Source organism: Bacteroides hominis (assembly GCF_033042785.2).
Classification (GTDB): domain Bacteria; phylum Bacteroidota; class Bacteroidia; order Bacteroidales; family Bacteroidaceae; genus Bacteroides; species Bacteroides hominis.
Map to the genome: position 1 here is coordinate 1,467,310 of NZ_CP178829.1, position 14,484 is coordinate 1,481,793.

Below are 14,484 nucleotides of genomic sequence, written 5' to 3' on the forward strand. Positions count from 1 at the left end.
TAGCATATGCTTTTCCTTGCTCTGCATCGAAATTACATAACGCAAGCGGGTCAGCAGGGCCGTTCATTTTTCCCTGCCCGATTTACGTTTGAATTATGGGCGAACAATCTACTATCAAAATTCTGTATTTCCATCGACGCAAAACCAACGCAAGCGGTTGGTATAAGTTGGAATATATTTTTCAGCGAGGTAAAAAGATTCTGCATTATACACTCTCTACCCGGGATTATGAATATTTAGAAAGTTTCTGTTCCCCCTGCATTGCCGAACGTTCAGAAGTGATTGTCTATGTGGCCGAACTTCTTTTGGAAATCCACAAAGTGAAATATTCTCGCTTGAAAGTCAACCCAAGTTATGCCTATGCTACTTCTAAATATAAACCCCGAATCAACCAAATGTGCAAAAAGAGCCGTTACCACAGAACATCTGTCATTATAGACGGGCTATAGTACTTTGATTTTTCATAATAAATTCTCTTTTATAATTGGCCTTGAATCTAAATTCTGCTCACCTAACCAGTTAGCTCGCCGAACCGCTGTCACTCTATCCCCCCGGAGGACAGCGGTTCTTTTTCTTTAGTATACAAGAGCACGAATAATTTATCAGACACATTACCCTTTTTAATTTTTGATGTATATTTGTTCGCTACAGATATGTGCTGATTCATGGCTGTATTTGAAGAAAAAACTTGTGGAAAAATGAATAAAATTAGTGCTTGTCTGATTCTCTTAATAGTCGTGCTTAGCTGTAGCGATCCTGTGGATAACAGGCAGTTAAAGACTACGGAATCTTTGACTCAGAACATTGCATCCAGTGACACGATTAAAGATGTTCTTAATGAAAATACAGTTAAAGACTTTTCTACGGTTGCTTTAGGAATGAAATATAGGACTAAAAAAGAATGGAATGACTTTACCGAACCTGACAGGGAGGAGTACATCATCACTTCAAAAGGGTTAGGAAAGTTGTTCGGAATACAGGATAGTGTATTTGCAGATAATGATGGAACTATATTGTCGGAAGAAAACCCTGTGGTTTTATGTGATTATATATCTGCAAATAAATATGAATATCCCAATTGGCTAATCATTTCTACACAGAATAAATCCGAAGGGCAATACACATTGACCGGAGTAATTCGAATAAACGAGGGGACTACTTATAGTGTTCATTGTAAATTAAAAGATGACTACTATGCCGGATGTGTATGTGTCGGGAAGTATCCTATTATGAACGGTGATTCAATCTTATTTAGGATAGAAGAAATCTATGGCATAACAAAAACAGGGAAAGTGGATATACTTCCATTGAATACGCCGGTGGAAAATTGCCCCGAACCGTTTGAACCTACTTTCCCGGAAGGAAGAACTCCTGCATACTATTATGTACAAGGAGATGAGAAGCATACTCAAAGCTGGCAGGAACTGTAATCTAACCAATCAAAACGAATTGTTTCTTTATTTTATCGCATATTTAATTGTTTAATTATAAGTGGTTAATCATTCGTGTCGGTATCTTTATCCGGGCCCGGGCACCCGGGCTCATAAGCCCAGGTATACAGGCTTATGGTCCCGGGTACACGGGCCCATGGGCACACCTGCCTGGGACCAGATGTAGATTGCACCATTTCCGGTTGAACACGAAGGGAAAACAAAATGCTTTAAGAGGTGTGTTTGCTTAGGAAATAGATGGTTTGTGATTGATAATCAATGGTCTGTGCAGCGTTTTCGCCTTAAAACAGTAGGTGGAAGATGGAAGATACAGGTGGAAGATAAAGGGCTGAAAAACGCGATCTTCCACCCGGTCATTTCTTTGATTATTAGGGTAATAAACTCTAAAAGGTGGAAGATGGAAGATCGAAATGCATTTTTCGTATGAGAAGGCCTTACATTGATTTATTTCCCGGTGTTTTTCTTTTGCTCATTTCTTTCTCTTTTTTCTTTTTTATCTTTGTAGATAGCTACAATGATATCTTTCAAAATGGGGCAGAGGCAGGTAAGAATTATGCCACTTGTTATCGTCATAAAAATGCCATTGAGGAGTGGTTGAATGGCTCTTGCTGTGTGGGAGATCGTAAATAGTCCTATAATACATAGGAACATTCCATAAATAAAAAAAGTCAGGGACAATATCAGACCGGCAATACAGAGCATTACTATGTCATACTCTCTGAATACTTTCAATGTCAGCCATTTTTTCCATTTTTCTCGTTTGGCCTCCTTTCTGCGTTGCTTTTCTCTTTCCGGGCTGCATTTTTTCCATTCTTTGACCATCTCCAAAAATTCTTCTTGGGGACGTTTTAAGCTGATATTATATCTCCGCATCTTTTCGCTGGTGCGTCTCTTTTTCCTTTTATTCATTTGGGTAGTATGTTGCGGGTTTAAAGAAAAAGCCCGCTAAAACAATTGTTTTAGCAGGCTTTTTATACAACATTGAAAGTTTGTGCGGATGATAGGACTCGAACCTACACGTCGCGAAACACCAGATCCTAAGTCTGGCGCGGCTACCAATTACGCCACATCCGCTCACTAAATGCTCACTCGTTTGGAGTTTTGCGCTGCAAAGATAGATACTTTTTCCGATTTTACAAATTTATAAGCAATAAAGTTATTTACCGGGGAATCTGCGGGCGATCTCTATCAATGTAGCTTTTCCTCTCAGGGGCTCTTGTCAAGAGGGTTGTAGAATAGTTCCACATCTTTGTGGAGCAGTTCTACAACCCTTCTTTTCATTTTTAGCTTTTCTTGAATATTTAATACTCTTATTTACTGATGTTTAGACTTTATTGATTTCATCAATACTTTTGAGGTACAATTATTGGAGTACAAGTGCAAATAGGTATTTGTAGATTTAAAATGATTAGCCAATGAGAAGTTTGAAAACAGTGTTGATTATCTTGTTGTGTATGTGTGGTATACATGTGCAAGCACAACAGTTGGAAATAAAAGGTTTAGTGACGTCATCGGAGGATAAACAGCCGCTTATCGGAGCTACGGTTGCCGTAAAAGGGGTACCGGGAAGGGGAGTGGTAACGGATATGGACGGCCGTTACACTCTGAAAATAGAACCATCAGATAAAATCCTTGTCATATCCTATATAGGAATGAAATCGTCTGAGGTCAAAGTGCCGAAGAATGGAGTCTTGAATGTGGTGTTGCAGCCCGAATCACTTAATCTGGATGAAGTTGTGGTGACCGGATACGGAAATTTTTCAAAGTCATCCTTTACCGGATCAGCTAACACCTTACGGGCCGACATGCTGAAAAACGTACCGGTACTTTCTGTAGAACAGAAGTTGCAAGGTATGACCACGGGGGTAAATATTACTTCCGGTTCCGGCCAGCCAGGAGCTAACCAGAGTATTCGTATCCGTGGTATGGGCTCATTCAATGCATCCAATGAACCTCTTTTTGTGATTGACGGTATACCGGTCACTTCCGGCAGTATGGGAGCCGGTACGGGGGCTGATGCCGCCTATATGAATAATGCCAAAACAAATGTGATGAGTACTCTTAATCCTGCCGATATCGAGAATATTACAGTGATAAAGGATGCCGCCGCCGCTTCTCTTTACGGTTCGCGTGCTGCGAATGGAGTGATTCTGATCACTACCAAAAAAGGAGCCGTAGGGCGGACTAAAGTTACTTTGAGCGCCAGCGGAGGCTTTTCTAATGCAGCTGTCAACTTCCGTCCCACATTGAACGGTGAACAACGCCGTGAAATGATTTATGAAGGTCTTTACAACTCTGCAGTAGACAAGGGACTCCAATCTCCCGAAGCATATGCAAACGCCAATATTGATACATATGCAGGGATACCGGAACTGGGATATACGGACTGGAGGAAAGAACTGATCCGAACCGCTCATAATCAAAACTACGAGGTGAGTGCTTCCGGAGGTAACGAGCGCACTACTTTTTATGCTTCTCTCGGCTTTAACCGTCAGGAAGGTTTGGTCGAGAATTCTAATCTGGACCGTTACTCTGCCCGCCTGAACATGACACATAAAATGGGTAGCCGTGTCGAGGTAGGAGGTAACATGATGTTCACCCAAATAAGTCAGGAGATGAACGAGGAGCGCGGTTCCAATATCAATCCCTTCCTTTGTGTTGCTGTGTCTGCCACACCTTCCATGCCTGTGCGTGACGCTTCGGGCAACTATGTGGGGTCTTATATAGGAACCAATGTGAATCCGCTTCGTGACATCCGTACCGACTATAACCGCAGTCGTATGACACGTATGTTCTCCACCGGTTATGCTTCGGTAGATATCATCAAAGGATTGAAACTGAAAGAGACCCTGAGTTATGACTATACTGTACAGAAAGATTCCCGCTATTTGAATCCGCTTAGCGGGGCAGGTCCCAAGAGCGGAAGTGATGCTCAGACCTCAAAGGGATTTACCGAATATGGTAAGCTATTGTCGTCTACTTCACTCAACTATACCCACACATTTGCCGCTAAACATCACCTTGACATTTTGGCTGCCTATGAATTGGAAAGCTATCAGAGTGATAAAGCTATGGGAGAGAAGGCTAAACTCCCCTCGGATGTGTTGCTTGAGCCGGATAATGCCGCTGTGCTGAAGAGCTTTGTTTCTTCTACACAGGCATACAGAATGATTTCTTACCTGTCCCGTTTGAACTATGATTACGATAATCGTTATTACATTGCAGGCAGTTATCGCCGCGATGGCAGTTCCCGTCTTGCTCCGGAAAGTCGGTGGGGAGACTTCTGGTCTGTTTCCGGTATGTGGCATCTGGGCAGTGAACCTTTTATGGAGGCTGTGAAGCCGGTATTGAACGATGTGAAAATCCGTGCTTCTTATGGTGTCAATGGGAATCAGCCGGGAGCTTTTTACGGATATATGGGGCTATACAGCTACGGGCAGAACTACATGGGGGCAGCAGGTTCATATGAGTCTGCCCAAGCCAATCCCAAACTGAAATGGGAAAAGAACTATAACCTGAATATTGGGCTTAGCCTGACTTTTATTGACCGTATCTTTGTGAATCTCGAATACTACAACCGCGATACAAAGGACTTGCTTTATAATCGCCCTATCAGTGCCACTACCGGTTTTCTGAATTATCTTGCAAACATCGGTCAGCTTAACAACAAAGGGGTGGAGTTCGAACTGCGCACGATTAACTTTGCCGGTCCTGACTTCAACTGGACATCGGTGCTGAATTTAACACATAACCGTAATAAAATCGTGGCACTGGACGGAGATATAAAGCAATCTGTCGAGGGCTCCTGGTTTATTCATAAAATAGGTCTTCCTTACAATAGTTTCTACGTGAAAGAGTTTGCCGGAGTAGACCCGTCGACCGGGAAAGCTCTTTATTATCTCAATACACAAGATGAACAGGGGAATTATAATAGAGAGATGACTGACGATGCTTCTAAAGCGCAAGCTATTCCGTATAAATCTGCTGATCCTAAGATATCGGGAGGGTTCACTAATATCATTTCTTATAAGTGGTTTGATCTGGGACTTACCTTTACCTATTCGTTGGGAGGATATTCTTTTGACAAGACAGGTACTCTGATAGAAACCGACGGCAGCAAAGAAAAGTCATACAACCTGCCTGTATATGCTTTGGACCGTTGGCAGAAGCCGGGAGATAGAACTGATGTGCCTCGTTTTGTATTGGAACAGGGAGCCGGTCCACAAAATTCATCCCGCTATATTCACAGTACCGATCACATCCGCCTCAAGAATCTGACACTCGGTTTCACACTTCCCAGCAGATGGGTACAAAAGGCACTGATAGAGAATGCACGTGTCTACTTCTCAGGAAGTAATCTGCTGACATGGGCCAAATGGAAACAGTATGATCCTGAAGTACCGGTTAATGGTGAGGTGTTCTGTGAGGCTCCTCCCATGCGTACCTTCAATTTTGGGGTTGAGATAACTTTCTAAATCATTCATCATTATTAATATTCAGATATATGAAACGTACACTTATATACATGTTTGCCGCTATGTCGCTTGTGGGTTCTTCTTGTTCCGGCGACTGGCTGAATTTAAATCCATCTACCTCTGTGACTACTCCGCAAGCCATCCGTACACTTGAGGAAGCACAAATAGCTTTGAACGGCATTTATCGCATTGCCGCTTCACATAGTTATTATGGTGATAATTATCTCTATTATGCCGATTGCCGTGGTGAAGATGTTCAAGCACGTGTCAGCAAGGGAGCCGGAAAACGTGTATCACCTTATTATGAGTTCAATGTCACGGCCGATGATGCCTTGAATATTACCCGTGTATGGAATCAGCCTTATAGTGTCATTCATCAGGCAAATAGTCTGCTGGAAAGAATAGAATCCGGTGCGGTGGTTACCGATGATGTTGTGGCTCTCAACTGTATCAAAGCTGAAGCGCTTGCTTTGCGCGGACTGGCTTTGTTCGATCTCACCCGTCTGTTTGCTATGCCCTATACCTTGAACAATGGTACTTCTTTGGGAGTACCTATTGAGATTAAAACAACTTTGCCTACTCACCAGCCTGCCCGCAATACGGTGGCCGAATGCTATCAGCAGGTGATAGACGATATGACAGGTGCACTGAAACTCTCGGCACTTTCCGCTGATAAGAAAAACGGTTATCTTAATGTGTGGAGTGTCAAAGCATTACTTTCACGGGTATATCTTTATATGAATGATAATGAAAAGGCTCTCGCCTTGGCCAAGGAAGTGATGAATAACGGTGGATTGTATCAGTTGTTCACACACGATGAATATCCTACTGTATGGGGAAAAGACTTCAATTCTGAGTCACTGTTTGAGTTTTACTACACTCTTTCCGAGCCTGATGGCGGAACGGGAGGTGAAGGTGCTCCGATGGTTTATGCCGATAATGTGAAGGATTGGAACAACCTTGTACTGACCAAAGCATTCCTCGATCTGTTGGGAGAAGATCCGGATGATGTGCGTCATTCATTGAATCGTTTGCCGGAGAAACCGGAAGAGGACCTATTGCCCGAAGGTTCCAAGGGGCATCCTAAATATCTGAATAAGTATCCGGGCAAGACGGGGGATAATCCGCAGGATAATGACATCTGTATTATCCGTCTCTCCGAAGTTTACCTGAATGCTGCCGAAGCTGCCTTTAAGTTAGGGGGAGCAGAAAACCTAAAGTTTTCTTTGGATTGCCTTAATGCCATCGTGAGCCGTGCTAATCCGGCGAAGTCTGTAAAAGAGTCGGAGTTGAGCCTGGAGCGTATCTTGAAAGAACGCCGTAAGGAATTGGTAGGAGAGGGACATGCTTTCTTTGATGCCATGCGAAATGGTTTGTCTGTAAATCGTACCGGTGGTTGGCATTTGCCTTCTGTAGCGGCTGCTGCGGTTATTGCTCCGTCTGATCCGCGGGTAGCATTACCTATTCCGCAGGCGGAGATAGATGCTAACCCGAATATGGTGCAGAATCCGCGTTAATGCTTTCTGGGAGGTGAGATATACCGGCTTTTCGGATGACAGGGCTCGAACCGGCATGTTGTGAGACACCAGAAGGTTATTTACTGAGGAATCTGCGGGCGATCTCTATCAGTGTATCTTTTCCTCTCATTTCGTCTTCTTGCAGCATATCTACCTGAATGTCCGGTTCAATGCCGAACTCGATGTGCTTCATCTCCGCATCGAAGTGCGGGCTGGCGGAGAAACGTACGCTCCACCCGTTGGGTAATTCGGAGGTAAAGGGCATACCCGATCCTCCTCCGGTTTTATCTCCGATGATGGTGACATTGGGCAGGCAACGCATGTGGTTGACAAAATCGTTGGTTGCGCTGAAAGAACGGCGATTGGTCAACACGACTGCTTTCTTTTGCCAGCGTACCCCATTGGCCGGTTCCAGATAGATGGCATAGGGTTTAGAGAAGTCGTTGTGTCCGGTTCCTGTTTTATGGCAGATGTATCCTGTCAGAACCTTTTCGTTAGTGAATCGGGAAGCGATGCGGGCGGAATTTGTCGCGTTTCCACCACCATTATCGCGCACATCGATGATTAGTCCATTGCATATGGCCAGGTAGGAGAGCACTTCGTCCAAGTTGCCGTTGCCAATCGGGTCGGCAAAGCTTTCATACCGTATATAGCCGATGTTGTCTTTCAGTATCTTATATTTGAGGCCTGCTGCCGTACGATAGTCCGTACTGGCACGGCCCAGATAGGAATCTTCAACCAGGTCTGCACGGAAGTTACGGGGATAATCTTGATACCAGGCGTCGTAATAAGACACGTTGTGAGCCGAAGCCAGATTGACATGCCCGTCCTGCAATTCATAAAGCATTTCACTCAGAACTTCGAACAGCCCTTCGTTGCTCATATTCGGGGTAATACGTTTTTGATATTGGGTATAGATATCATCCCAGTCGATTTGTTTGTAATCGAGAAAGCAATATTGCCGGTCGATGATTTTCCATAACTGCTCAAAGTTTCCTTGTGGATCGTTGGCATACTCTTCTTCCCGGATACAGGAAGAGAGGAGAGCCAGAAAGAAAATCAGGCAGAAGCTTTGTTGCAGGATACTATGGATAGGAGGATTCTTCATGATTCACTTCTGTTTTAATAGGCTCTGACGGCAGGTGGCAGGGGAGTTCCGTTCTTATTTCGGATACGAAACAGATCGTGTACAAATCCCACCATGAAAACTTGTGAATAAGTATGTGTCTTGATTCCGTTCAGTTTGGATTGTTGGAGATCACACAAATAGCTAAGGCGCATTTTGGTATATCTGATTGGAAAGTCGACTGATATCATCTGTCGTAACGCCGGCTGATTATGCAGAGAAGTAAAACGGACTACGCCACTGGCGTGTCCGAGTGTGAATATTTCGTAGTAAGATTGCCCGTAATGGGGAGAGAACATGAGCCCTATTACCGGAAGATTAACCTGGTAACGTAATGCCAACGGATAATTTTTTATTTTTGTATGCCAGATGGCCATTCCCGAAGCGTCCAGGTTGATGTAAGCACGGGCTGAGGCCGGATTGTTGGTATTGCGCAGATTGTAGACAAAGCCGCCGTTGAAATCTCCCATTCCTCCGGCAAGCAGCTTAAAGTTGTCTGTTATGCGGAACTGATAGTGCAGTCCATAGTTCCAATTCACTAATCCGGCAAATGTATTGTTGTTATCTACCCGGTTGTGAGTATATGCCAGGTTTGCCTGGAAAAAGTTCTGTACCGAGACATTGCCATCGCCCCAGGCGGTCATACGCATTGTTTCGCGTGAGATACGAAATTCGATACCTTTATATTCCTGCGGAGAAAGATAGGTGTCGAATACATTGGTGTATCCCACACCGTACATGGTGGCACGTGTCACATAGCGGGTAGCTTGAAGTGAGTCTGTGCCGTTACCATTTCCGTTCCCTCCAAAAGAAGGGAGAGCGATTGCTATCATTAATAATAGCAATATACTTGTATTTACTTTCATACGCAGTTTTATCTTGGACTTGTGCTAAAACAGCTTCATCTGTCCGGTCATTTCATCGAGTATGTCGTTTTCTGTTTTACCATTGTCCGGGTCCAGATTTTCCGGTTCTTCATCCGTGTTTTCATCATCCGTGGTTTGTGGCGGATCCGGGAAACGGGTTGGTTCCAGTTCGTTGATGGTCTCTACTGTATAAGTAGTGAGACGTTTCCCTTTGGCCTTAAAACCTTTGACGGCAATGAACTCTTCGGCATCAATGACAACAGGTTCGCGGAAACTGTCGTGACCTCCGAAGATGATTTCCAATCTTGGGTAATACTCATCCGTCAGTAAAATCAGGCGGTTATGTTTGTTCTCACCCAGATAGTTCTGCTTGCGGGCAGTGGCTTCGAAGCAGAAACGTTTCAGGTACGGATAGTTCTGTTGGTCGGCATCATAAAGCGCAGCCGTCCATATCTTGTTGGCATCGAACTTCTCGACGATACTCACATTATCTTCGTAGTGATTGCTGAGATCGAAGTTTGAGGTATAGAACTCTCCGGTGTTCAGCACAACAAGGATGCTGTCGTCGCTCTGGAACTCACCCAAATATTCACCCCGGCCGTCGTAATTGAGGCGGAGCACATCGCGGTCGAACCATACTTTACGTCCGCCCAGTGTAGAGCCTCCCCGTTGTTTCAATACAATTTTGTGTACCGGCAGACGTGTCAGAATGACGCCTTGACTTTGTCGGCTGCGAATGGTCACTTCACTGAAATCACGCTCGAAGATGATGCGGCGTACACGAGGATTAGGTTTCAAGGTGACCTTGATGATTTCAGCTTCACCATTGGGGTTGGCACTGAAATAAGAAATGCGTGAATCGGGTTTACCTTGTGTCACGTCGTATTCACGGTCGCGTACAATGGAAGTGACTGCAAACCGTTTGATATAGTGTGTTCCTTCTGCACCGTCGCGGTAGGCTACGTTGTAGATGGTGCGTTTGTCATTCTTCTTAAATACATTGACGTAGATTACGTTTTTGCCCACAAACTTTTTGTCGGCTACGGGAGTGACCATGTAACGCCCGTCCCGGTAGAAGATGATCACATCATCGATGTCCGAACAGCATGCCACGAATTCGTCTTTCTTTAATGACGTTCCGATGAAGCCTTCTTCACGGTTGATATAGAGCTTTTCGTTGGCTTCCACCACTTTGGCGGCTTCAATGGTGTCGAAGTTGCGCAACTCAGTACGTCGGGGGAAGTTTTTCCCATATTTATCTTTAAGCATCCGGTACCATTGGATGGTGTACTCCACGATGTTGGCCAGATGATTGTTGATCTCGGCAATGTCTTCGTTCATGCGGGCAATAGCCTCTTCCGCCTTGTCGGAATTGAACTTCAGGATACGTCCCATCTTGATTTCCATCAGGCGGAGGATGTCTTCTTTCGTTACTTCACGTATGAATTGCGAATAGAAAGGAGTCAACCGTTCGTCGATGTGTGCGCAGGCGGCATCCATATCTTTAGACTGTTCGAACTCTTTATCTTTATAAATGCGCTCTTCAATGAATATCTTTTCAAGAGAAGCGAAATGCAGGCTTTCCTGTAGTTCGTCTTTCTTGATTTCCAGTTCCTGGCGAAGCAGGGACAATGTATTGTCGGCAGATTTTCTCAGGACGTGGCTGATGGTGAGGAAGTGAGGCTTCTGATCATCAATCACACAACAGTTGGGCGAGATGCTTACTTCGCAATCTGTAAAAGCATAGAGGGCATCGATTGTTTTGTCCGATGAAGTGCCCGGAGCCAGATGGACAAGGATCTCTACGTTGGCTGCTGTGTTGTCGTCTACCTTGCGTATCTTTATTTTTCCTTTGTCGACGGCTTTCAGGATGGAGTCGATGACCGAAGTCGTAGTCCTGCCATAAGGAATTTCGGTAATGGCGAGTGTTTTATTGTCTACTTTATTGATTTTAGACCGTATCTTTACTGCTCCACCGCGTTCACCGTCGTTGTATTTCGACACGTCAATAGAACCTCCGGTCTGGAAGTCGGGATATAGTTTGAACTCTTCGTTTCGCAGGTAACTGATGGAAGCGTCGCAAAGTTCGTTGAAGTTATGTGGTAAGATCTTGGATGAAAGTCCTACGGCGATACCTTCCACTCCTTGTGCCAGCAAAAGTGGGAACTTCACCGGCAAGGTGATAGGTTCTTTGTTTCGTCCGTCATACGACAGTTTCCATTCGGTTGTTTTAGGGTTGAACACTACATCGAGTGCAAACTTTGACAGGCGTGCTTCGATATAACGGGGAGCGGCCGCACCGTCACCGGTGAGGATATTACCCCAGTTACCCTGGCAGTCGACCAATAAGTCTTTCTGTCCCAACTGTACCAATGCGTCACCAATAGATGCATCGCCATGGGGGTGAAACTGCATCGTATGTCCTACAATGTTAGCCACCTTGTTATACCGTCCATCATCCATGCGTTTCATGGAGTGCAGGATGCGGCGTTGCACCGGTTTCAGTCCGTCATTGATATGGGGCACGGCTCGCTCGAGGATAACGTATGAAGCATAGTCCAGAAACCAGTTCTGGTACATTCCTGTAAGTTGATGTTTAATGCTTTCGTTATGTGAGTCCGCCGGCTTATAGTCAGAATGTCCTTCCGTAATCTCGTTGTTCTCTTCGCTCATAAAATCAAATTTCCCTCTGGTTTTAACAACAAATTATCTTTTTTACATCATTATTGGGTGATGTGCAGGCAAAAATACGAATTTAATTGAAAAAAATCATTTACTTTGCAGATTATTTCTGAGTCTGGCTTACAGGCAGATGTATGAAATGTAAATTGTAAATGACTAAATTGAAAATAAGACGATGGCACAAGAAGATGTTTTTAAGAAGTTAGTATCACATTGCAAAGAATACGGTTTTGTGTTCCCCTCAAGCGATATCTACGACGGATTGGGCGCAGTGTATGACTACGGACAGATGGGTGTTGAACTGAAAAACAATATTAAAAAATACTGGTGGGACAGCATGGTGCTGCTGCACGAAAACATTGTCGGCATTGACTCTGCAATTTTTATGCACCCTACCATCTGGAAGGCTTCCGGACATGTGGATGCATTCAATGATCCGTTGATTGACAACAAAGACTCTAAAAAACGCTATCGTGCCGATGTACTGATCGAGGATCAACTGGCTAAGTACGACGATAAAATTAATAAGGAAGTAGCCAAGGCTGCCAAGAGATTTGGCGAAGCTTTCGATGAAGCCCAATTCCGCAGCACGAATGGCCGTGTTCTTGAACATCAGGCAAAGCGTGATGCATTGCACGAACGTTTTGCAAAAGCACTGAATGATAACAATCTGGAAGAACTTCGCCAGATCATTATCGACGAAGAAATAGCATGTCCTATTTCCGGGACCAAGAACTGGACGGAAGTCCGCCAGTTTAATCTGATGTTTTCTACCGATATGGGGTCTACTGCCGATGGAGCCATGAAAATTTATCTTCGTCCGGAAACTGCGCAAGGTATTTTCGTAAACTACCTGAATGTACAGAAGACCGGTCGTATGAAAGTTCCTTTTGGTATCGCTCAGATCGGTAAAGCTTTCCGTAACGAAATTGTAGCCCGTCAGTTTATCTTCCGCATGCGTGAGTTCGAACAGATGGAGATGCAGTTCTTCGTTCGTCCGGGCAGCGAATTGGAATATTTCAAGAAATGGAAAGAAATTCGTTTGAAGTGGCACAAGGCACTGGGCTTTGGTGACGATCATTATCGTTTCCACGATCACGATAAATTGGCTCACTACGCGAATGCCGCCACCGATATTGAGTTCTTGATGCCATTCGGTTTCAAAGAAGTAGAAGGTATTCACTCTCGTACTAATTTCGATCTTTCCCAGCACGAGAAGTTCTCTGGAAAGAGCATTAAATATTTCGATCCCGAGTTGAATGAATCGTACACTCCGTACGTAATCGAAACTTCGATCGGTGTCGATCGTATGTTCCTCAGCATTATGTCTGCCGCTTATTGTGAAGAACAGCTGGAGAACGGTGAAAGTCGTATCGTATTGAAATTGCCTGCTGCATTGGCACCTGTGAAGTTGGCTGTAATGCCGTTGGTAAAGAAAGACGGACTGCCTGAAAAGGCTCGTGAGATCATTGACAATCTTAAGTTCCACTTCCATTGTCAGTATGATGAAAAAGACAGTATCGGTAAACGCTACCGTCGTCAGGATGCCATCGGTACCCCGTACTGTGTGACTGTTGACCATCAGACATTGGAAGACAATTGTGTGACACTGCGTAACCGCGACACTATGGAGCAGGAACGTGTGGCAATCTCTGAATTGAATAATATCATTGCCGACCGGGTAAGTATTACCTCGTTGTTGAAAACAATCCAATAACTCTTTAGCGAATGAACAAAAAAATCTATTTATTACCGTTGCTGTTACTGGCCCTTATCTTTGTTTCTTGTGAAGAGACGAAAGAAGCTACAAAGTTTGATAATTGGAGGGCACGTAATGAAGGATATATTGATTCTTTGAAGGCGGTATTTGATGACAAGAAGGATCCCGAGCTGAAAGCTTTTGCACCGGAAATAAATCCTAAGTTGCGAATTTACTATAAAGATAAAACACCTGCTGATAGACAATTGGGCGATAAACCTCTTTATACGGATTCTGTCGAAGTATTCTATCGTGGTTATTATATTTTTGGGGAATCTTTTGATGGTAATTTTACTGGTAGTCAGCCGAATCTTGACTTTGATGTACCTTTGAAGTGTTATGTAGATCCATTTAAGAGTACTACACAAACTTCAAAGTATATATCTGTCATTAGTGGTTGGGGAGAGACTCTACAACGGATGCGTGTAGGACAACACTGGACTATATATTTGCCTTATGAAATGGGGTATGGTGAAAAAGGGGATAGAGATATTCCAGGATATTCGACTTTGATTTTCGATATACAATTACAAAAAATTGTAAATGAATAGGATATGATTAATCTCTCCTGATTATTAATGCAATAATCAGGAGAGGTTATTTTAGGG

10 protein-coding genes and 1 tRNA gene are annotated in these 14,484 nt (G+C 44.0%); 6 read left to right on the top strand and 5 right to left on the bottom strand.

Annotation, left to right across the window (positions count from 1 at the left end; translation table 11 throughout):
• Positions 1-95 precede the first annotated feature (95 nt).
• Together R3O62_RS06245 and R3O62_RS06250 are read left to right on the top strand one after the other, a co-directional pair.
• Positions 96-449 carry a hypothetical protein gene (locus R3O62_RS06245; RefSeq protein WP_005779117.1) on the top strand — a complete coding sequence of 118 codons (354 nt, stop codon included), beginning with the start codon at positions 96-98 and terminating at the stop codon, positions 447-449.
• 216 nt (positions 450-665) lie between these two features.
• Positions 666-1,430: a hypothetical protein gene (locus R3O62_RS06250; protein ID WP_413958304.1), complete on the top strand. Its 765-nt coding sequence runs from the start codon at positions 666-668 to the stop codon at positions 1,428-1,430.
• Between the two features lie 465 nt (positions 1,431-1,895).
• Here R3O62_RS06250 and R3O62_RS06255 read toward each other — a convergent pair whose 3' ends face one another.
• Positions 1,896-2,360, bottom strand: a complete 465-nt coding sequence (locus tag R3O62_RS06255; protein WP_050418560.1) for a hypothetical protein — start codon at positions 2,358-2,360, stop codon at positions 1,896-1,898.
• A gap of 83 nt (positions 2,361-2,443) precedes the next feature.
• Positions 2,444-2,525: transfer RNA gene (locus R3O62_RS06260), tRNA-Leu, on the bottom strand.
• A gap of 341 nt (positions 2,526-2,866) precedes the next feature.
• Between R3O62_RS06260 and R3O62_RS06265 the strand changes: the two genes are divergently transcribed.
• Positions 2,867-5,926, top strand: coding sequence for a TonB-dependent receptor (locus R3O62_RS06265; RefSeq protein WP_317472429.1), 3,060 nt, complete (start codon positions 2,867-2,869; stop codon positions 5,924-5,926).
• 29 nt (positions 5,927-5,955) lie between these two features.
• Positions 5,956-7,443 carry a RagB/SusD family nutrient uptake outer membrane protein gene (locus R3O62_RS06270; protein WP_317472428.1) on the top strand — a complete coding sequence of 496 codons (1,488 nt, stop codon included), beginning with the start codon at positions 5,956-5,958 and terminating at the stop codon, positions 7,441-7,443.
• A 76-nt stretch (positions 7,444-7,519) separates the two neighbouring features.
• Here R3O62_RS06270 and R3O62_RS06275 read toward each other — a convergent pair whose 3' ends face one another.
• Genes R3O62_RS06275 through R3O62_RS06285 form a run of 3 tightly spaced genes read right to left on the bottom strand, consistent with a single transcriptional unit; the run spans position 7,520 to position 12,108 of the window.
• On the bottom strand, positions 7,520-8,551 hold the full coding sequence (locus tag R3O62_RS06275; RefSeq protein ID WP_165014849.1) for a S41 family peptidase: 1,032 nt from the start codon (positions 8,549-8,551) through the stop codon (positions 7,520-7,522).
• 14 nt (positions 8,552-8,565) lie between these two features.
• Positions 8,566-9,402 carry a DUF3316 domain-containing protein gene (locus R3O62_RS06280; RefSeq protein ID WP_229066957.1) on the bottom strand — a complete coding sequence of 279 codons (837 nt, stop codon included), beginning with the start codon at positions 9,400-9,402 and terminating at the stop codon, positions 8,566-8,568.
• Between the two features lie 57 nt (positions 9,403-9,459).
• Entirely contained in the window at positions 9,460-12,108 is a 2,649-nt protein-coding gene (locus R3O62_RS06285; RefSeq protein ID WP_005779105.1) for a DNA gyrase/topoisomerase IV subunit A, read from the bottom strand.
• A 184-nt stretch (positions 12,109-12,292) separates the two neighbouring features.
• Here R3O62_RS06285 and R3O62_RS06290 point away from each other — a divergent pair, with 184 nt between their 5' ends.
• Positions 12,293-13,834: a glycine--tRNA ligase gene (locus R3O62_RS06290; RefSeq protein WP_005779103.1), complete on the top strand. Its 1,542-nt coding sequence runs from the start codon at positions 12,293-12,295 to the stop codon at positions 13,832-13,834.
• Between the two features lie 11 nt (positions 13,835-13,845).
• On the top strand, positions 13,846-14,427 hold the full coding sequence (locus tag R3O62_RS06295) for an FKBP-type peptidyl-prolyl cis-trans isomerase (protein WP_165014846.1): 582 nt from the start codon (positions 13,846-13,848) through the stop codon (positions 14,425-14,427).
• The last annotated feature ends 57 nt before the right edge of the window (positions 14,428-14,484 follow it).

Bases quoted from the DNA above. Each gene is read 5' to 3' on its own strand.
- R3O62_RS06290 (WP_005779103.1), top strand. From the start codon at position 12,293: ATGGCACAAGAAGATGTTTTTAAGAAGTTAGTATCACATTGCAAAGAA.
- R3O62_RS06250 (WP_413958304.1), top strand. From the start codon at position 666: ATGGCTGTATTTGAAGAAAAAACTTGTGGAAAAATGAATAAAATTAGT.
- R3O62_RS06295 (WP_165014846.1), top strand. From the start codon at position 13,846: ATGAACAAAAAAATCTATTTATTACCGTTGCTGTTACTGGCCCTTATC.
- R3O62_RS06255 (WP_050418560.1), bottom strand. From the start codon at position 2,360: ATGAATAAAAGGAAAAAGAGACGCACCAGCGAAAAGATGCGGAGATAT.
- R3O62_RS06285 (WP_005779105.1), bottom strand. From the start codon at position 12,108: ATGAGCGAAGAGAACAACGAGATTACGGAAGGACATTCTGACTATAAG.
- R3O62_RS06270 (WP_317472428.1), top strand. From the start codon at position 5,956: ATGAAACGTACACTTATATACATGTTTGCCGCTATGTCGCTTGTGGGT.
- R3O62_RS06265 (WP_317472429.1), top strand. From the start codon at position 2,867: ATGAGAAGTTTGAAAACAGTGTTGATTATCTTGTTGTGTATGTGTGGT.
- R3O62_RS06275 (WP_165014849.1), bottom strand. From the start codon at position 8,551: ATGAAGAATCCTCCTATCCATAGTATCCTGCAACAAAGCTTCTGCCTG.
- R3O62_RS06245 (WP_005779117.1), top strand. From the start codon at position 96: ATGGGCGAACAATCTACTATCAAAATTCTGTATTTCCATCGACGCAAA.
- R3O62_RS06280 (WP_229066957.1), bottom strand. From the start codon at position 9,402: ATGATAGCAATCGCTCTCCCTTCTTTTGGAGGGAACGGAAATGGTAAC.